The sequence below is a fragment of the Staphylococcus sp. FSL W8-0304 genome, assembly GCF_038006565.1.
GTDB classification, from domain to species: domain Bacteria; phylum Bacillota; class Bacilli; order Staphylococcales; family Staphylococcaceae; genus Staphylococcus; species Staphylococcus epidermidis.
Window position 1 is genome coordinate 298742 of sequence record NZ_JBBOVL010000001.1, and the last position, 21317, is coordinate 320058.

Genomic DNA, 21317 nt, shown 5'->3' on the forward strand with positions numbered 1-21317 from the left:
ATTGACGACTTTTTAGATTTATTTCTCAAAATATAGCATTTGAAGTGAAACGTTTTAACTATTTGATATAATAATTAATTTTATTTAACTGAAGTGTATTATAACATTAATTATAAATTAAAATTTTAACATAAGTTTTTAAAGTATTGTACAAATTATTTATACAAAAAAATTATAAGTGATGATTATGTGAATTAAATGAAATTTTCATTTACTTTTCAGAAAATTTTAATTACTATTATATAGTAAGTTGTTTTTCATTAATTTATAGGAGGTAATAAAATGAAGAATTTTTCTAAATTCGCACTTACAAGTATTGCCGCATTAACTGTGGCAAGTCCTTTAGTCAATACGGAGGTTGACGCTAAGGATAAAGTATCAGCAACTCAAAACATCGATGCGAAAGTAACCCAAGAATCTCAAGCAACTAACGCATTGAAAGAGTTACCAAAATCTGAAAATATAAAAAATCATTACAAAGATTATAAGGTCACTGATACTGAAAAAGATAACAAAGGATTTACGCATTACACATTGCAACCGAAAGTGGGCAACACGTATGCACCCGACAAAGAAGTAAAAGTTCATACGAATAAAGAGGGTAAGGTAGTTCTTGTCAATGGTGATACTGATGCTAAGAAAGTTCAACCTACGAATAAAGTATCGATAAGTAAAGAAAATGCCACAGATAAAGCTTTCGAAGCAATAAAAATTGATCGTCAAAAAGCTAAAAACTTAAAAAGTGATGTCATCAAAACCAATAAAGTTGAGATTGATGGAGAAAAAAATAAATATGTTTATAACATAGAAATTATTACAACTTCACCAAAAATTTCTCATTGGAATGTGAAAATTGATGCTGAAACGGGTCAAGTAGTTGATAAATTAAATATGATCAAAGAAGCAGCTACTACAGGTACAGGTAAAGGTGTGCTAGGTGACATGAAACAAATTAATATTAATAGTGTCAGCGGTGGCTATGCACTACAAGATTTAACTCAACAAGGTACACTTTCAGCTTACAATTACGATGCGAATACTGGTCAAGCTTACTTAATGCAAGATAAAGATAGAAATTTTGTTGATGATGAACAACGTGCAGGTGTAGATGCAAATTATTATGCTAAAGAAACGTATGACTATTATAAAAATACTTTCGGCCGAGAATCATATGATAATCAAGGTAGCCCAATTATTTCACTCGCACATGTAAATAACTTCCAAGGTCAAGATAACAGAAACAATGCGGCTTGGATTGGTGATAAAATGATTTACGGTGACGGAGATGGACGTACATTTACAGCGCTGTCTGGTGCAAATGATGTTGTTGCACATGAAATTACACATGGTGTAACACAGCAAACTGCTAATCTTGTTTACCGTTCTCAATCAGGTGCATTAAATGAAAGTTTTTCAGATGTATTTGGTTACTTCGTTGATGATGAAGATTTCTTAATGGGTGAAGATGTTTATACACCTGGCGTAGGCGGAGATGCCTTAAGAAGTTTATCTAATCCAGAACGTTTTGGACAACCATCTCATATGAATGATTTTGTTTATACAAATTCTGACAATGGAGGCGTACATACGAATTCAGGTATTCCGAACAAAGCAGCTTACAACACAATTCGTAGTATTGGTAAACAACGTTCTGAACAAATTTACTATAGAGCGTTAACTGTTTATTTAACTTCAAATTCTGATTTCCAAGATGCCAAAGCATCATTACAACAAGCAGCATTTGATTTATATGGCGACGGTATTGCTCAACAAGTAGGTCAAGCATGGGACAGTGTTGGCGTGTAAGCGAACCGTTTTAAAATAAAAATATGTTAACAAGTATCTAAAAATGAATTTTAAAGAACCTTAACAAAGAAGAAGTAATGTTAAATATTTACAATCTTTAAAGCCTTAATCGAAATGAGTGTTGACTTAATTTCGACTCAGCCTGAGACAAACTTAACTGTCTCAGGTTTTTTATTTCATCATAAGAGTGAACTAAAATTTTCAGGATTTTTTTCAACTAATATAAAGCTGCTTACTTTACCTTGAGGTAAGACTACGGTTTGTCTAGCGTAAGTGTGCCTGCATAGTAATAAGTATATAAAACCTAATAAGAATAAAAGGGAAATATAGATAAAATGATAGTTAAATAAACAAATTAATTTTAAATTTGAATGTATTTTTACGTACTTTGTCACAAAGGACATAAAAATTCTTATAATTATCAACAATAAAATGATAAAGTATAATTAAATAAAAAGAAATTTTAATTTATAAATTAAAATAAATTAGTTATCTATAGGAGTTGATCATTCAGTGAAAAAGAGTAAACGACAAGATTTAGTAACTATGATTGTTAAGCAAAATCACATTTATAAAAAAGCAGATATAATTGATTACATTGATGATCACTTTGGTGTACGTTATAGCATGACTACTATTGCAAGAGATTTAAGAGAACTCCATATTTATCGCCTGCCTGTGAAGGCAAATCAATATGAATATAAATTACTTACGCAGCAGTCTCAATTAGACTCAAGAGTAAAACTTAATGATTACATAGAAACAGAAATTATTAACACTATGATTAAAGAATCGTATATACTAATAAAGACGACACCAGGATTTGCACAAAGCATAAATTATTATATTGATCAGTTACAATTGAAAGAGATTATAGGAACGATAAGTGGTAATGATACGATTATGATTCTTACACATTCCCAGTCTATAGCTGAATATGTCTATTACAAAATATTTAATCATAATTATTCATAAAAATTTATAAAGTTGTTTATTATAAATATAACCTGGTAAGCGCATACATCGTTTATCAGGTGTTTTTTATTTCAATAAATATGAGTGTTGTTATTTGACTAAGTATTCAAATTTATGAATAAAAAACTTTTATCCATAAAGATGTAAAGGTTCATATTACTCAAATATTCATTTTTTCAACGAAAGTATGCAATAGTAATGTATATTCAAACATAATTATGTATTGAATAACCAAATGTTGCGAAACTTTTTACATTTAGTATGTGATAATCATCACGAACTTAGTTATTAATCAGTTTTATACTGATAATGTAGTGAAGAAAAGGAGGAAATGAGTATGACAAATGGACCTATTCAAGTTAACAGTGAAATCGGGAAACTAAAGACGGTATTACTTAAAAGACCAGGGAAAGAATTAGAAAACTTAGTGCCTGATTACTTAGATGGATTATTGTTTGATGATATTCCATTTTTAAAGGTAGCTCAACAAGAGCACGATCGTTTTGCTCAAGTTCTTCAAGATGAAGGAATAGAAGTGCTTTATTTAGAAAAATTAGCAGCACAAAGTATAGAAGATTCAAATGTCAGAGAGCAATTTATAGATGACGTTTTAGCAGAATCTAGAAAAACTATCCTAGGGCATGAAACAGAAATAAAAAAACTCTTTTCAACTTTGTCAAATCAAGCATTAATTAATAAGATTATGGCTGGCGTACGCAAAGAAGAAATACAACTTGAATCGACACACCTTGTAGAGTACATGGATGATAAATATCCGTTTTATCTTGACCCAATGCCTAATCTATATTTCACACGTGATCCTCAAGCTTCAATTGGTAAAGGTATGACAGTAAATCGCATGTTTTGGAGAGCAAGACGCAGAGAATCGATTTTCATTTCATATATTTTAAAACATCATCCTAGATTTAAAGATGAGAATGTTCCTTTATGGTTGGATCGTGACTGCCCATTCAATATCGAAGGCGGAGACGAACTGGTGTTATCTAAAGATGTACTTGCAATAGGGATATCTGAACGTACTTCTGCACAAGCAATTGAACGTTTAGCACGACGTATTTTTAAAGATCCGTTATCTACTTTTAAAAAGGTGGTGGCGATTGAGATTCCAACTAGTCGAACATTTATGCATCTAGATACTGTTTGTACAATGATTGATTACGACAAATTCACTACACATTCAGCAATTCTTAAATCAGAAGGAAACATGAATATCTTTATTATCGAATACGATGATAAAGCTGAAGATATCAAAATCCAACACTCTAGTCATCTTAAACAAACATTAGAAGAAGTACTCAATGTTGATGAAATTACATTAATACCAACTGGAAATGGTGATATCATCGACGGAGCTCGTGAACAATGGAATGATGGTTCGAATACTTTATGCATCCGTCCCGGTGTGGTTGTAACTTATGATCGGAATTATGTTTCTAATCAATTGTTACGTGAGCATGGTATCAAAGTTATTGAAATTCCTGGAAGTGAACTTGTACGTGGTCGAGGAGGCCCTCGATGTATGAGTCAACCTTTAATAAGAGAAGATCTATAGATATAAGATAGGGTGTTGGATATATATAGCTTGAGCATCACGAAATACATTCACTTATGCTATTAAATTTGATAGCGACTTATAAAATGAAAGGGGCACATCCCATGAAAAACATCAAGAAACCCTTCGATTTAAAAGGTAAGTCACTGCTAAAAGAGTATGATCTCACAGGTGAAGAATTTGAAGGTCTAATCGATTTTGCTATGACGTTAAAAAAATATAAACAACAAGGCACACCACATCGATATTTAGAGGGTAAGAACATTGCTTTACTCTTCGAAAAGACGTCTACTCGCACGCGTGCCGCATTTACAGTCGCATCTATTGATTTAGGTGCACACCCTGAATTCTTAGGGAAAAATGATATTCAATTAGGTAAAAAAGAATCTGTTGAGGATACTGCTAAAGTTTTAGGAAGAATGTTTGATGGAATTGAATTTAGAGGTTTTTCCCAAAAAACTGTTGAACAATTGGCCGAATTCTCTGGAGTACCGGTATGGAATGGGTTAACTGATGATTGGCATCCTACACAAATGTTAGCTGATTATATGACAATTAAAGAAAATTTTGGATATTTAAAAGGCATCAACCTAACTTATGTAGGAAACGGACGTAATAATGTTGCACATTCGCTTATGGTGGCGGGTGCGATGCTTGGTGTAAATGTACGTATTTGTACACCCTCATCATTAACACCAAGAGATGTATATTTTAATATTGCTAAAGATCAAGCATCTAATTATGGAGGTTCAGTTAAGATGACTGATAACATTCATACTGCCGTCAAAGATGCAGATGTTATTTATACTGATGTTTGGGTATCAATGGGTGAAGAAAGTGAATTCGAAACACGTATTCATTTATTGAAAGACTATCAAGTTAATAGAAAAATGTTTAATTTAACTGGGAAAGTCAATACGATATTTTTACATTGCTTACCAGCTTTTCATGATACACAAACAGAATATGGTCAGGATATTTTTGAAAAATATGGCTTAACTGAAATGGAAGTGACAGACGAAATATTTAGAAGTGAGCATTCTAGAGTGTTTGACCAAGCTGAAAATCGAATGCACACGATTAAAGCCGTGATGGCAGCAACTTTAGGCTAGATTTACTACAAGAAAAATAAATAGGGATAAGATCACGTGTATGCTTTATTAAATAAACGAATATTTATTTTTACAAATTGTGTCACATAATAAAAATAACTTTTTTCAAAATCATGTTAAGAGGATGATATAGAACTTCGGTCAATGACTATCAAAGATGTGTCGTTACTCATCTATATCTTTCCGCTATACATCTCTATATATACATGTGTATTTTAAAAGGCATATACGTTTTCAATCCCTCCTTCTAAAGGAGAAATGAATATGAATGACACAGGAGATAAAAGATTAAGTCGAACATCATTAATCGGTCTTGTTATAGGTTCGATGATTGGTGGCGGTGCTTTCAATATTCAATCTGATATGGGAGGCCACGCTGGAGGATTAGCAATTATAATTGGATGGTTGATTACTGCTATTGGAATGATTTCATTAGCACTTGTCTTTCAAAACTTAACTAATGAACGATCTGATTTAGATGGTGGTATTTATAGTTATGCTCAAGCGGGTTTTGGTGATTTTATAGGGTTTGCAAGTGCTTGGGGATATTGGTTCTCAGCTTTTTTAGGTAATGTCGCATATGCAACGTTATTAATGTCTTCTATAGGGAACTTCTTTCCAATATTTAAAGGGGGCAACACATTTCCTAGTATCATAGTGGCATCAATATTATTGTGGAGTGTGCACTTTTTAATATTAAAAGGAGTTGAGACGGCTGCTTTAATCAATAGTATTGTTACTATTACAAAATTAATTCCTATCTTATTAGTGATTATATGTATGATTGTAGCCTTTAATTTTAATACATTCAGGATAGGTTTCTTTGGAATGGATGGATATGGATCATTATCATTTCATTTCGCTAATACGATGTCACAAGTTAAAAGTACGATGTTAGTGACAGTTTGGGTATTTATTGGTATTGAAGGTGCTGTTGTATTCTCCGGAAGAGCTAAAAATAAAAAAGATGTTGGAACTGCCACTGTTATCGGACTTATTTCAGTATTGCTCATTTACTTCTTGCTGACTGTATTAGCACAAGGTATTGTAATTCAAAATCATATTTCTAAACTTGAGGCACCATCAATGGCACAAATTTTAGCTTATATTGTTGGTGATTGGGGAGCAACATTTGTCAATATTGGTCTTATTATTTCAGTATTAGGTGCATGGCTAGGTTGGACATTACTTGCCGGAGAGTTGCCTTTTATTGTAGCTAAAGATGGTTTGTTTCCTAAGTGGTTTGCAAAAGAAAATAAAAATGGGGCACCTATGAACGCCTTATTCATTACTAATGTATTAGTTCAAATATTCCTTATTAGCATGCTGTTTACCAAAAGTGCCTATCATTTTGCATTTTCTCTCGCGGCAAGTGCTATACTTTATCCATACATGTTCAGTGCGTTTTATCAGGTGAAATATACAATAGAACACAAGTTAACTGCAACGCCTAAACAATGGATTATAGGAATTCTAGCATCTATTTATGCAATTTGGCTGGTTTACGCGTCAGGTATAGATTATTTGTTACTTACCATGTTGCTCTATATTCCGGGGATTATCGTCTATGTAGTTGTTCAAAAAAATAATCAAAAGCGACTTACACAATTTGACTATATTTTCTTCAGTCTTATCGTTATTTTAGCATTGATAGGGTTATTACGATGATGTAATTTATATTTTTAAATGTTATAGATATTGATCAATCATGAGTTATAAAGGGAGTTTAATCGATAAAAATCAAACAAAGAAGAGTATATAAAATATTTGATATTTAAACTATTGGTATAATAAGAACAGTGGTCCATAGTAAATATTGTCTGTAGTATATACAGAATTCTAATAAATTTTAAATCGGAGAAATTATAGCGTCCCCTTTGACCATAGTCTAAGGCAATAAGGAGTTATTTTTATGACTGGAAATCAAATGTTTTGTAGAGAAAATGAACTTGATGAAAGTTTTAAACAATTAGCATCTTATATCAATATTCCTGTAGGCGTATTACTGCCATTTAAAAGTCAATGTTTTGTGAGACATTACAACAAAGGACAAATTGTCTACTATTCGTCTGATGAAACCACGCATATTTACCTACTCTTAAAAGGTAATATTATGAGAGAAAACTTTAATTTGAATGGTGATGTATATCGATATTTGAATAGAGAAAAAGTGCTCTTTCCTTTAAATAACTTATTTCAAGATAAAGTTCCTAATGAAATGTGTACAGCCCTAACAGATTGTGAAATGATTGGAATACCAAGAGATTTAATAGAATATTTATGTAAAAATCACGAAGAGATTTTTGTGAAATTATTCTCCTTATTAAGCGAAACACAATGTCAACATATTGAATACAATATGGCTTTAACGAGTAAATTAGCTAAAGAACGCGTGACTAAGATTTTACGTTACCTATGTCAAACAGTAGGTTATGATCATGATGAGTTTTATGAAATTAAGCATTTTATGACAATACAGTTATTGAGTGATATGGCAGGAATATCTAGAGAAACGACGAGTCATATCATAAATGAACTTAGAGAAGAAAAAATACTCTTTAAAAACAGTAAAAATTGGTTGGTTAGTAAAGACTTATAATGAGTGCGTATCACTCATACATAATTGAAGACAAACGATGGTCGAATAGGTTTCTATGAAATCATTCACTATCGTTTTTTTTATTTCATGATTTATTGCTTTAGAAATATATCATATTTAAAGGTTAGACAATCTATAGTAAATCAACTTGTTTAATATAGAGAATAAAATTTTAGTTCCGCATTGAGAAGTATAGAAATTTATATAATCTATAGTCAAAGTTGCGTTTTTTCTATAAATTGATAAAAAGAATAAGTAAAATAATAGATAATACAGTAGAGGAGTGACACATATGGCTTTAATAACAATGAATTACAATTCACCTACGATAGGAATGCATCAAAATTTAACGATTATTTTACCGGAGGATGTAACATTTTTTGATAGTTCAAGAACAGCGAAACATTTGAAATCAATGTTGTTATTACATGGATTGTCTAGCGATGAAACAACTTACATAAGATATACAAGTATCGAGCGTTATGCAAATGAACATCAACTTGCGATTATAATGCCTAACGTCGATCATAGTGGCTATGCAAATATGGTATATGGACATAGTTACTATGATTACATATTAGAAATTTACGAATACGTACATCAAATTTTACCACTTTCTAGAAAAAGAGAAGATAATTTTATTGCAGGACATTCAATGGGCGGTTATGGAACGATTAAATTTGCGCTAACTCAAAGTGATAAATTTGCTAAAGCTGCACCACTTTCAGCAGTTTTTGAAGCGCAACGGCTCATTGATTTGGATTGGATTGATTTCTCTCCACAAGCTATCACCGGAAGAGATACTCAAATTAAAGGTACAGAACTCGATACGTACTACTTACTTGATCAAGCCATCGATGCTAGTGTAGATATTCCTGAATTGTTTATCATGTGTGGTAAAGAAGACTTTTTATATCATGATAACCTTCAATTTATTGAGACATTAAATAAAAAAGGGGTTTCTTATAAGTTTGAAGATGGTCCAGGAGATCATGATTATGCTTATTGGGATAGAGCTATTAAACGTGCGATTGAGTGGTTTGTCCAGTAATGATACAAAGGGTTAAATTTGGATATTTAGGCGGACATCTTATTAAACGAATATAAAAAATTGTTACTCGTCTTAGTATTTTCACTTTTTGATTTTGTTCGGTGTTACTGTTAATCCAGATGACAGGTAAGACAACTATAGTTATTTATTAAAATCATTATGTTCACATATCATATATTGTTTATTAAAGGTAATAGAGATATGATGAAGATAAATACAAAAGTTTATAAAAGGGGATAAAGTATTAAAAAATGAAAACAGTATCTAAATATTTAGTGTATACCATGATATTATTTACGTTTTTCATAGTTGTTAGTGGGTGTACGATTAATCAATCTTTTGGTAATAAACAAAATACAAATAAAACAATACGTGTGGTTGCTGTAGGTGATAATTTAATTCACCCAGTTGTATATAAAGATGCACAAATTACGGGGAATAGTTTTGATTTTAAACCTATGTATCAACCAGTAAGAAAAGACATTCAAAACGCAGATATTTCTTTTGTTAATCAAGAATCACCATTAGGTGGGGATGATAGGCCTTATTCAGGATTTAAAAACTTTAATACACCGAGTAGTATTGCTCAGGATTTAGTAGATACTGGCTTTAATTTTGTAAACGGTGCAAACAATCATGCCTTAGATCAAGGGGAGCAAGGTGTAAGTAATCATATTCATACTTGGAACAAATTTAAATATCAAGTTTTGTTCACGGGTGTATATGAATCAGAACAAGCACACCGTCAAATTCCTATTAAAACAATTAAAGGCGTGAAAGTTGCTTTATTAAGTTACACATTTGGTACAAACGATCATCAACCAACTCATGATTATACGGTAGATACGTTTGATGAAAATAAAATTAAGCAAGATGTTAAGAAAGCCAAACAACAAAGTGATGTAGTACTTGTTTCAGCACATTGGGGTAATGAAGGTAAGCATCAGCCTAACGCCACTCAAAAAAAATATGCACAAATTTTCGCTGATGCAGGTGTTGATGTAGTTTTAGGTACACATCCTCATGTGATTCAACCAGTAAAATGGGTTGACGGTAGAGAAGGGAATCGTACACTCGTAGCATATTCTTTAGGGAATTTCTTGAACGGTCAGTCAACAGGAAATGAAAGTAATGATTTATTAGGACGAATAGATTTTAAAATTAGTAAGAAAGATAAACAGTTTCAAGTTCAAGATGTGAAGTGGAGAAGTATGGTGAATTATTACGAATTAACTCAACACCAAAACCAGTTCCTTAAGTCGAACTTTAAAGTGATGATGCTAGATGACTATAATGACAAAGATGCGACTCATCACGGTCGCAATCAAATGGATAGTTCTTCGATGAGCCCAGCACACTTACGAGATATCACACGTTCAGTTATTGATAAACAATATTTAGATAATCGGAGTTTATAGAGAATTCAAGTAAGCCTCACATTAAAGAATGTGCAGGCTTATTTGTATATTTGGAATTTTTAACTCGGAACTTAAAACAAATTCTAAAACTATAGCAATGGCTAAAGATATGATTGAGTTCATTAAAAAAGGCGTCTTAAGAATGATTTATTAGAGTCATCAATGTTTGTGATTATTTATACATTTTACTTTTAATCGATATAAAATATAACGTTAAATGAATGTTGTTTCACGGGAAACGTCATTTTTTAAGTTTCAACTTCTATAAAGATATATTTAACACCCGTATAACTAGAGAATCATACGGGTGTTTGAATTGCTTATATTATAGAATTTTAAAAAGATATTAAGATGATTTGTTTTGTGATGCGAATGCTTTAGCTATATTACTTAATTTAGCTGGTGCATCTTCAACAGACATTTTCACTTCTACAAAGTGCATGCGATCACTATTAGATTTAATATTTTCGAAGGTGAGCATGAGTTCTTCTGAAGTATTTACATCATGAACTAAAACATTGTCACCACCAAATACAGAAGGTAATGATTTGTAATCCCACATGCGAATGTCATTGTAAGGTTCTTTCATACCATGAATCATTCTCTCAACTGTATAACCATCGTTATTAATTACAAATATCACAGGGTTTAAATGTTGACGAATCATTGTAGATAATGATTGAACAGTTAATTGTAGTGAGCCATCACCAATTAATAGAATGTTTCGACGATATGGATTTGCAATTTGTGTTCCTAACGTTGCTGGTAGCGTATAGCCGATAGAACCCCATAATGGTTGTCCGATAAAAGTATTATCTTTGTACAAGGCTAAGTCATAAGCACCAAAGAATGATGTGCCTTGTTCAGCGATTAAAATATCATCTTGTTGTAAAAAATCTTGCATCATATTGAAATAAGTCTCTTGAGTTAATGGCTGATTACTAAGTTCATAATTATGTGCTTGTGGTCTCTCATATTGTGGGAAATCATTAGTATTTTTGTAGTGAATATACTTATTTAAACCATTTAATATATTTGGTAATGAAAATGCTTCGATGCATGTATCATTAATTTTAAATTCATTATGATTTAGCATAATCACATCATTAATATCAAATTGATATGAGAAACCAGCTGTTGCAGAATCTGTTAATTTAGCACCAATATTCAAAATAGCATCACTTTGATTGACATAATCTTGAATATCTTGTTCTGCTATTGAACCATCAAAGATACCCATATAATAAGGATTTTCTTCATTAAATGCACCTTTACCTAAAGATAACTGAACAACTGGAATTTGAGTTTGATCAACGAATTGTTCGAGTTCTTTATGCAGATGGAAACTATTTATTTCATGGCCTGTAATAATGACAGGTTGTGTTGCCGATTCAAGCTTGTCTTGAACCATATTGATATAACTTTGAACGTCTTTTTGTGGTTCGACTTCTGCTTTGAATGGCTTTGAAACTTCAATCTCTGTGAGTGCGACATCAATAGGTAAATGAATGTGAACTGGACGACGTTGTTGAATCGCCGCGTTGATTACTCTTGGAATTTCTGTGGTAGCATTATCAGGTGTAATATAAGCTTGCGCTGTTGTAATAGGCTCAAACATTTTTCTATAATCATCAAAAGTTCCTTCGCCAAGGGAATGGTGAACGTATTTGCCTTCTTGTTCTACAGCTCGAGTAGGTGCCCCAGTGATGGCAATAACTGGTACACGCTCAGCATAAGATCCAGCGATTCCGTTGACAGCACTTAATTCACCCACTCCAAATGTTGTTACCATTGCACCGATGCCATTAATACGTGCATATCCGTCAGCGGCATAACTTGCATTAAGTTCATTTGTATTACCAATCCATTTAATATGATTATGTGCAATAATATCATCTAAAAAGGCTAGATTAAAATCTCCTGGGACACCAAAAACTTTGTCAGCACCTGCTGAATAAACCGCGTCCATTAAATATTGTCCTACGCGTTGTTTCATATATAATTCCACCTTTGATTTCTTTTATCTTACAAGTATCATAGTAACGTCAATCTGAAATAAAGTCAACTAAGTTGACCTATTAAAAGTTTGAACAGTTTCTGAAATATATGACTATCAGTCAAAAGTTTATTATAATAACGATATTGAATAAAAAAGGATAGTGTTAAATGTCTAAAAATAAAAATGATTACGAACATATGCTGTTTTACTTCGCGTATAAGACTTTTATTACTACAGCGGATGAAATTATTGAGCAATATGGCATGAGTCGCCAACATCATCGATTCTTATTTTTCATTAATAAATTACCGGGTATAACAATTAAAGAACTTTTGATTACGCTTGAAATATCTAAACAAGGATCGCATGCAACGTTACGTAAATTAAAAGAAGAAGGTTTAATTATTGAACAAACATCTAAGCAGGATAGACGAGTAAAAAAACTTTTTACCACTGAAGCGGGTGATGATTTAATAGGTAAGTTAAACCAAGCACAAGATGAATTAATTCAACAGACACTACAAAAAGTAGGCCATGATTGGTACGCGATGATGGAAGAACTAGCTAATTATCGTGAAGGCTTCAAAACAATTGAACATTTGAAAGAAGATTAATAAAGATGTTGGAACATAAAGGTCTTAGACGAAGAAAAAGACAATTTCTATATTTATTCAATAGAAATTGTTTTTTTATAATTGTATAAAGAAAACCATGCGCTATGCGTATGGTTCAGAAAAGGTTTTACCGTTATCTAAAAAAACATCTCATCATGCTAGAATATATATTGGTCAGCCAACCAAAATATTCAACACGAGGAGATGCTTTTTAATGTCATCTGACACAAACAGTTTAGCACATACAAAATGGAATTGTAAGTATCACATAGTCTTTGCACCAAAATATAGAAGACAAGTGATATATGGAAAAATCAAAAGAGATATTGGAGTTATTTTACGTCAACTATGTGAAAGAAAAGGCGTAGAAATTATAGAAGCAGAAGCATGTAAAGATTATATTCATATGTTAGTTAGTATTCCACCTAAATTAGGAGTATCATCATTTGTTGGATATTTAAAAGGTAAAAGTAGTTTAATGATTTTTGATAGACATGCTAATTTAAAATTTAGATATGGAAATAGAAAGTTTTGGTGTAAAGGATTTTATGTAGATACAGTAGGTAGAAATAAAAAGGTAATTGAAAATTACATTCGTAATCAATTACAAGAAGATATCGTTGCAGATCAAATTTCAATGGAAGAATACCTAGATCCCTTTACAGGAGAAGAAATTAAAAAAAGACGAAAAAAATAGTACCCCTTTAGGGGTGCTGGGAAAGTAGTGCAGTCGGCTGACCTATCAGTGCCCTTTTAGGGCTGGCCAGTAAGAAAGGCTTATAGCCGTAGAACAAACCACCCGTTCATACGGGTGGTTTTGATTACTCAAACTAAATTTAGTTCGTTGAGTTACTATCTCTTGGGTTCTATTGCACAAGCAAAAAATCTAACTAATTATCACTTTTAAATGGTGGTATTCTCTTAATTGACCAACATGTAACGAATGTCGTAGCACTGTGGGAAATCCATAGATCTGAAGAGACCTGAGATTTTTTAAAAGACCGTAAATATATTCAATACTTTTTAAAGTTTGATGTATTGATGTTTGGATGCCTTGTCTCTCTCACTTTAATATGGCGGTAATCTTGCTCAATGAGGATATTAATATTTTAGATATATTACAATAACCAAGTGCGTATCTTAGATATTAGCCAACAGCTACAATAATTACGTCCTTATAAATTGCTTATATCTAAAAAATTCACAGAAATCTTTTCTTTTTTGTTTAAATTACTCTATAAAATTAACTTTGCAACAGAATCTCTTTTTCTTTTGCAACTCAAACCTCTTATTGCTTATCTATGCTTACTTTCATTTCTTTATATGATTCTTAAAAACTCATTTAGCTTCGATTAGAATACCTCTCAAATTGGACAAAACATAAAGTGTTAGGATAAATCTATTTGATAGTATATTAGTTTATTTCAAAAGAACAAATTATATTAAGCTAAGTCATTACAAGGTCTTTCAATTTTTAATGTATGAAAGTATAAGAATCAACCTCGGAAGCAGATATTGTACGTGTTGAAACGATATATGGTGCTATCCAGTTCATTTCAGATATAAATATGCTTCCATCCTTATTAACACGTTCAACATACGCAACGTGACCGTATGGGCCATTGGTCGTTTGCATGATTGAACCTTCTTTTGGTGAATGATCGACTTTAAAACCAGCACTTGATGCTTGTCCTGCCCAGTTTCTTGCGTCACCCCAGAAAGTACTTATTGTATGTCCATCTTGTGCACGTTTATCAAAGACGTACCAAGTACATTGACCTGCAGTATATAAATTATTTTTGTCTGTGAATATGGGTTGATCAACGATTTTTCCATTACCAATAGCTAATGGTTTTCCATCATTTGTCTTAGCTTTATCATTGAATTCAGCAATTTGCAACTCATCATATAACTCATCCATATCAATGGTAGTAATCATTCCATGCTTATCTTTTTGATAAGCATTTTTTTTAGTATCAGATTGATAGTTATCTTTCATATCATCAGACGTTGGTGGTATTACAGGTTGTGGTGTATCAGTTTCATTTAATATGTCACCTTGGTCATTTCTATGATTTTGAGGATCAGGTGTTTCAGATAATTGATTATTACTTTGATGATTTTGAGATAAGTTAGATACTTGATTGTTATAAGGTGATAACTGAACTGAATTATTTTGGGATGGGTAATGATTTGTTTGATTATTTGATGGCTGATATTCTTGTTTCTTCTTATTTAATGATGATTGTGTGTTTCTATTGTCATATGTATAGGAAAACGTACCATCCTTTTTATTTACTTTAAAATCTGCATTGGGATGTTCTTTTCTAGCTTCATCAATATTACTGTAGTTAGCAGCATAAGTATTAGTAGTTAAAGTAAGGCCGCTTAATAATGTTATAGACGATATACTGGTTAATAATATTTTTTTCATGTTAATCAATAATCCTTTACTTTAAATGATTTATTATTAGTATAAACTTCAATAGTAAAAAAATGAATAAAAAGTTAAAAATCAAATAAAAATAATGTGTTGAATAAAACAAATCACTTAAATTTGTTAAAAAGTATATACATATACTAGTAATTTGTATATTATTTACATAAGATACTTTAAATTTAAATTTTACTGTATCTTGTAGAAAATACAATCAAATTTTCAGGAGGTTTCTAATTATGGCAATGATTAAGATGAGTCCAGAGGAAATCAGAGCTAAATCACAATCTTATGGACAAGGTTCTGAACAAATACACCAAATTTTAGCTGATTTAACTCGTGCACAAGGCGAAATCGCAGCAAACTGGGAAGGACAAGCTTTCAGCCGTTTTGAAGAACAATTCCAACAACTTAGTCCTAAAGTTGAAAAATTTGCTCAGTTATTAGAAGAAATCAAACAACAATTAAACAGCACAGCAGATGCTGTTCAAGAACAAGACCAACAATTATCTAATAACTTCGGTTTACAGTAATATTTTGTTGAGGCGGGAAAACCTAACAGTGGATTAACAAACAGTGTTTGTTAAGGATTATCAGTTTATACATTGATATAGAAGGGGTCTCGCCTCTTCGTTTTATTAGTATTGGGTTAGAAAGGGAAAAGAAACATGACAAAGAAAAATTGGATTTATCTTTCCAGCGTAATCTTAATCATTATTGTTGCTATAGTAGGAATGATTGCCTTTGTCCATTTTAAATATGGGAATCAGACTGAAGATAATACACAAAAAGAAGTTAAAAATAGTGAAAATATACATATTGCAATTGTCAACGAAGACCAACCAACTAAGTATAATGGAAAAAAGATTGAATTAGGTGAACCATTTATAAAAAAATTATCAAAAGAAAGTAATTATAAATTTGAAACTGTAACACGTAGTATTGCGGATTCAGGATTGAAAAATGGTAAATATCAAGTCATGATTGTGATTCCTAAAGATTTCACAAAATTAGCTATGCAATTAGACAAAAAGACACCGTCAAAAATGTCTATTCAATATAAAACTGCAGTTGGTCAAAAAGAGAGTATCGCTAAAGAAACTGAAAAAGTTGTAAGTAATGTACTTAATGACTTTAATAAACATTTAATTGAAATCTACTTAACAAGTATTATAGATAATTTGCATAATGCCCAAGAAAATGTAGGCGATATTATGAAGCGTGAACAAGGTGTTAATAACAACTTCGCAAATTATTTATTAAATCCATTAAATGATTTTCCAGAATTATTCACAGATACATTAGTGAATTCTATAACTGCAAATAAAGGTATTACAACGTGGATACAACAATATAATCATTCACTATTAAGCAGTAATTCAAATATATTTAATATTAGTAATGATTTAAGTGCTTCATCTATAGTTCAAGACCAAGATGAGTGGTTTGAAGGAAACTTATCAGCAATGGAACAAATTTTAGAAGATTATCAATCTCAACGAGACAATGTCGATATAGAAGACTATATCAATCATTTGAAACAAGTTGATAATCAACTCGATAAACAAGCAGATGCTAAAGATCAATCTAAAGAAGAATACAAGAAAACATTTAAAGATCGCTTAAGCAAAGTCAAGGATGATGTTAAAAAGCAAGAATCGCCTTTTACTGACGAGATGATTGAAGATTACAGAAAAGAATTGACTAAATCAATGAGGGCACAACTAGACGATAATCAAGATCTTAAAGATGCTTTACAACAAATTAAAGACGACAAACAGAAAATGCAAGATACGATGATTAATCATCTAAGAAATGACATTGAAAAAGACAAAATAGGTCAAGATCAAAACTATATCTTAAATATGTCCGAACAAGACTTGGATAATGCAGGACTATCCTTAAAAGCTACGAGGGAATATAAATCTATACTTAATGATGTTCAACAGTTCAAAGATGAATATAATAAGGCTCATCCACAAGACCTTATTAAGCAACAAGATTATAACGGTGAAATCACGGCAGACGATACATCTAAGTTGATTAACGAAGGTGTGGAATTTGAACGTCATGAAACGATTAAAAGTCGCGATATCAACCAATTAACTATTGCGACCGATCCTAATTTTGACTTTGACGGATATGTATATGTAAATGACAAGAAATATGACATTAAAAATCAGGATATTAAATTAGATACAACGAAGAAATCATACGATGTGGAAATCAAAGGTACAGCTAAATTAAAAAATGATAGTAAATATCAATCTGAATTTTTAAAAGATAAAACAATGAAATTACAAGTGTTATTTGGTCAAGCAGATAAGAAAGATAACGCTAATAACGATACGAATGAAGAACCAGATAGAGTGAATGTTGTAGACTTATCTATTAATCATAACTTAGAAGGTGAATTGATTAGTGGAGACTTAGATCAACAGTTACGTTCATTAGATAAGTTCAAGTCTCATTACGATATCTTTAAAGATTTTAATTTAAATTCAGATAAACCAACGATTGATAATAAAGCCATTGTAGATATGATGGTAAATCAAGTCATTGATGATATGAAAAACTTTAAAAATGATAAGTCACAATTATTAAAACAAATCGATGGATTAGATAATTCTTCAGACAAAATGATTGAAGATGTAATGAACAATCAAGATGATATTAAGAAAAACAAAAAAGATATTTCAAATCTTATTAGTGACCTGAGTCAAGCTGAAAAGACACTTAATGAAGAACCTAAGACACCAAAAATTGATAAAGATAAAGGTGAAGAATTTACAACATTATCTACGAATCTAGACGATCAAGTAAGTAAATTATCAGAGAGAAGTACAAGCTTACTATCTGATGTACAAAATTCTAAATCTAATGCAGATCAAATTAGTGGAGAGTTAAACCAATTAGATGATAATGTTAATAATTTACATGCAAGCGGTAGAGCGCTAGGTACAAGAGCAAATGATTTAAATGAACAAATGTCTAATAATGACAAAAAGAACCAACTATTTGCTAAAGATTTTGAAAAAGTACTTAAAAATTCTAAAGATGGGGATCGTCAAAATGTCGCATTAAAAGACTTTATGAGTAATCCAATTCAAAAGAAAAATTTGGAAAATGTATTAGCAAATAATGGTGATAAAGATACTATGTCTCCTACGATTTTAGTACTGTTGATGTATTTAATCGCAATGATGACAGCTTATGTATTTTACAGTTACGAAAGAGCAAAAGGAAGCCTTAACTTAATTAAAGATGAATTTAGTAAAAATAATAGAATGTGGAATAACGTGATTATTTCCTCAATCATCACATTGACTGGTTTAATAGAGGGTGTTGTCATTGGTCTAATTGCTATGAATCAATATCACATTATGCCAGGTTATAAAGTTAAGTTTATGTTTATGATTATCATGACAATGATGCTATTTGTATTAATCAACACTTACTTATTCAGACAACTTAAATCAATTGGTATGTTTATCATGATGACTACATTAGGTATTTATTTTGTTGCGATGAATTACTTCAATACAAATCATACGTTAAACAAATTCTCACCATTATCCTATGTAGATACTATGATATATAACTTCCTGAATGCAGAACATCCAGTTGGAATGGCATTATTCATAATGTCAGTGATTGTAATTATTGGATTTGTACTTAATATGTTTATCAAGCACTTTAAGAAAGAGAGGCTCATCTAAATGTTAATAGAAGGTTTAATGACTATGACATTATTAACAGCAGATAGTCCCAGAGGAAGTCTCGATATTCAAGTTGATCAAGAGGAAAAGGAAAATGTAAACAAAGATTTAAATCAATATGATACAACTTTATTTGATAAAGACAGTAAAAAGGTAAATGATGCACTGAAAAAGCAACGAGAGAAAAAAGACAATAAAATAAAAAATGGTATGTTTCAGAACCAAGCGAGTAAAAATACTCGCTTGGATGAAACTAAAAAAGTATTGTTTTCCCCAACGAATGCTGAAAAAGCTGTGGAGAGTGATAAAAGTCCCTATATTCAAAATAAACAGGAGAAAAATGTAGTTCCTTATATTTTATTGAGTATAGGGGCTTTTTTAACAGTTGGGTTTGTCATAATTTCTATTAGAAGAGGGAGAAGGCAAAAATGAAACAACATAAAAAAGTGACATTCGATTTTACGAATTATAACTACGGAACTTATGATTTGGCAGTACCAATACACATGTCAATGAAAGCATTGTTACCATTAGTATTGGAAAGTTTAGATATACATTTGAGTGACATAAGCAACCAAATTAAAGTAATAACGAAAAATCAACTTTTAGTTGAAAATGATAGGTTGATAGATTATCAAATTACCGACGGAGACATATTAAAATTACTATAGGGTGGATAAAAATAAATGGCTAATAAAAAGACAAGTGAGTTAAAGGATTTAGAACCACTAGATCGTCAAACTAATGATGAAAAGCATGAAAGAAGAGACATGAGAGAAATACCTAAGACATCCATTAAGAAAGAACAAAGTCATCTAATGTATTTGTTAGAGCAACATACATCATACTTCCTTGATGCAGAGTTAACAGAACTACGTGATAACTATCAAGTGCATTACCATATTACAGAACATAATATTCCTTTTGAAAAAATTAAAAGTTTTTCCAAAAATGAAAAGCTGAGATATTTATTAAATATTGGAAAATTAGAAGAACTTAGAGCAACACGTTATACCTTTAATTTATCTCCAGACGAACTTTACTTTACAAAAGATGGACTTCCACTCATGAAGACAAGAGGATTAAAGAATATTGTAGAACCATTACCGTTGTCTGAAGATGATTTTCTTTTACGATACAAGTCATTAATTATTACAGCTTTTAATCAAAAAGTGAATTTCGATGCGCTTGTTGAAGGAAATTTAGAACTACATAAAGGAACACCTTTTGAAAATAAAATTATACAATCTAAGAACTTGTCTGAACTTAAGCAATTTTTAACAGAACAATATAATAAGCAACAGTCAGATTATACACAGAACTTTTCATATGTCCGAAAACGAAAATACAATACTTTTAAATGGTTAGGAATAGCAATGAGTATTATTGGCGTGTTATTAATTGCTTGTTTAGCTTATTTGTATTTCTTTGTTATGAATAATGAAGAACAAGTTGAAAAAGGATATCAATCTTATGTCAAAGCAGATTATACACAAGTACTTAATGACTACAAAGATTTAGATGGTAAAAATCTTGATAAAGAGGCACTCTATATCTATGCGAAAAGTTATATTGAAACAAACAAGCAGGGATTAGAAAAAGATAAAAAAGAGAACTTGCTTAATAGCGTTACACCAGATGCCAATAAAGATTACTTATTATATTGGATGCAATTGGGGCAAGGACATTTAGATGAAGCTTTAAATATTGCTACTTATCTAGATGATAACGATATTACAAAATTAGCTTTAATAAATAAATTAAATGAAATTAAAAATAATTCAGATTTATCTAATGATAAACGTTCTGAACAAACGAAAAAATATAACGACAAATTACAAGACATCTTAGATAAAGAAAAAGAAGTTAAAGATGAAGAAGCTAAAGAAAAAGAAGAAAAAGCTGAAGAAAAAGACAAAAAAGTAAAACAGCAAGAAGAGAATGAGAAGAAACAAAAAGAACAGGCAGCAAAAGATAAAAAGAAACGTCAAGAAGCAGAACGTAAAAAATAGTA

17 protein-coding genes and 1 pseudogene are annotated in these 21317 nt (G+C 31.1%); 15 read left to right on the top strand and 3 right to left on the bottom strand.

Annotation, left to right across the window (positions count from 1 at the left end):
• Positions 1-282: 282 nt before the first annotated feature.
• From NST35_RS01225 to NST35_RS01260, 8 genes are all read left to right on the top strand, one after another.
• On the top strand, positions 283-1806 hold the full coding sequence (locus NST35_RS01225; RefSeq protein WP_002458333.1) for a M4 family metallopeptidase: 1524 nt from the start codon (positions 283-285) through the stop codon (positions 1804-1806).
• 513 nt (positions 1807-2319) lie between these two features.
• Positions 2320-2781 (top strand): arginine repressor, encoded by a 462-nt coding sequence (locus NST35_RS01230; RefSeq protein ID WP_002446959.1) that lies wholly within the window; start codon positions 2320-2322, stop codon positions 2779-2781.
• 337 nt (positions 2782-3118) lie between these two features.
• Positions 3119-4354: an arginine deiminase gene (gene arcA, locus NST35_RS01235; RefSeq protein WP_002446960.1), complete on the top strand. Its 1236-nt coding sequence runs from the start codon at positions 3119-3121 to the stop codon at positions 4352-4354.
• 104 nt (positions 4355-4458) lie between these two features.
• Positions 4459-5466: an ornithine carbamoyltransferase gene (gene argF / locus NST35_RS01240; protein ID WP_002458332.1), complete on the top strand. Its 1008-nt coding sequence runs from the start codon at positions 4459-4461 to the stop codon at positions 5464-5466.
• Between the two features lie 264 nt (positions 5467-5730).
• A complete protein-coding gene (gene arcD / locus NST35_RS01245) occupies positions 5731-7134 on the top strand; it encodes an arginine-ornithine antiporter (protein WP_002458331.1) in 1404 nt (467 codons plus the stop codon).
• A gap of 244 nt (positions 7135-7378) precedes the next feature.
• Complete coding sequence (locus NST35_RS01250; protein WP_001831835.1) at positions 7379-8065, top strand: Crp/Fnr family transcriptional regulator; 687 nt, start codon at positions 7379-7381, stop codon at positions 8063-8065.
• 292 nt (positions 8066-8357) lie between these two features.
• Positions 8358-9116 (top strand): alpha/beta hydrolase, encoded by a 759-nt coding sequence (locus tag NST35_RS01255; protein ID WP_002458330.1) that lies wholly within the window; start codon positions 8358-8360, stop codon positions 9114-9116.
• Between the two features lie 251 nt (positions 9117-9367).
• Entirely contained in the window at positions 9368-10534 is a 1167-nt protein-coding gene (locus tag NST35_RS01260) for a CapA family protein (protein ID WP_002458329.1), read from the top strand.
• A gap of 346 nt (positions 10535-10880) precedes the next feature.
• Here the strand turns inward: NST35_RS01260 and NST35_RS01265 are convergent, their stop codons facing one another.
• A complete protein-coding gene (locus tag NST35_RS01265; protein ID WP_002446967.1) occupies positions 10881-12530 on the bottom strand; it encodes an alpha-keto acid decarboxylase family protein in 1650 nt (549 codons plus the stop codon).
• A gap of 170 nt (positions 12531-12700) precedes the next feature.
• On the opposite strand from NST35_RS01265, the gene NST35_RS01270 reads away from it, so the two are divergent.
• Positions 12701-13147, top strand: coding sequence for a MarR family winged helix-turn-helix transcriptional regulator (locus NST35_RS01270; protein ID WP_002446968.1), 447 nt, complete (start codon positions 12701-12703; stop codon positions 13145-13147).
• Between the two features lie 214 nt (positions 13148-13361).
• A complete protein-coding gene (tnpA, locus tag NST35_RS01275; protein ID WP_340747232.1) occupies positions 13362-13844 on the top strand; it encodes an IS200/IS605-like element ISSep3 family transposase in 483 nt (160 codons plus the stop codon).
• A gap of 189 nt (positions 13845-14033) precedes the next feature.
• Here the strand turns inward: tnpA and NST35_RS01280 are convergent.
• Positions 14034-14253, bottom strand: a pseudogene (locus NST35_RS01280) (hypothetical protein); the annotation flags it as partial.
• Between the two features lie 368 nt (positions 14254-14621).
• Positions 14622-15581 carry a CHAP domain-containing protein gene (locus NST35_RS01285; protein WP_099606541.1) on the bottom strand — a complete coding sequence of 320 codons (960 nt, stop codon included), beginning with the start codon at positions 15579-15581 and terminating at the stop codon, positions 14622-14624.
• Positions 15582-15823: 242 nt separating this feature from the next.
• Here NST35_RS01285 and esxA point away from each other — a divergent pair, with 242 nt between their 5' ends.
• The 5 genes from esxA to essB all read left to right on the top strand — a co-directional run bounded on the left by esxA (position 15824) and on the right by essB (position 21315).
• Positions 15824-16117 carry a WXG100 family type VII secretion effector EsxA gene (gene esxA / locus NST35_RS01290; protein ID WP_002458326.1) on the top strand — a complete coding sequence of 98 codons (294 nt, stop codon included), beginning with the start codon at positions 15824-15826 and terminating at the stop codon, positions 16115-16117.
• A gap of 135 nt (positions 16118-16252) precedes the next feature.
• Complete coding sequence (gene esaA, locus NST35_RS01295) at positions 16253-19303, top strand: type VII secretion protein EsaA (RefSeq protein ID WP_002458325.1); 3051 nt, start codon at positions 16253-16255, stop codon at positions 19301-19303.
• Positions 19304-19735, top strand: coding sequence for a type VII secretion protein EssA (gene essA / locus NST35_RS01300; RefSeq protein WP_002458324.1), 432 nt, complete (start codon positions 19304-19306; stop codon positions 19733-19735).
• Positions 19732-19974, top strand: a complete 243-nt coding sequence (locus tag NST35_RS01305) for an EsaB/YukD family protein (RefSeq protein ID WP_002446971.1) — start codon at positions 19732-19734, stop codon at positions 19972-19974. The genes essA and NST35_RS01305 overlap by 4 nt, the downstream gene beginning before the upstream one ends.
• Positions 19975-19989: 15 nt before the next feature.
• The gene (gene essB, locus NST35_RS01310; protein ID WP_002458323.1) at positions 19990-21315 is read left to right on the top strand and encodes a type VII secretion protein EssB; all 1326 of its coding nucleotides are present in this window, start codon (positions 19990-19992) and stop codon (positions 21313-21315) included.
• Positions 21316-21317: the final 2 nt, after the last annotated feature.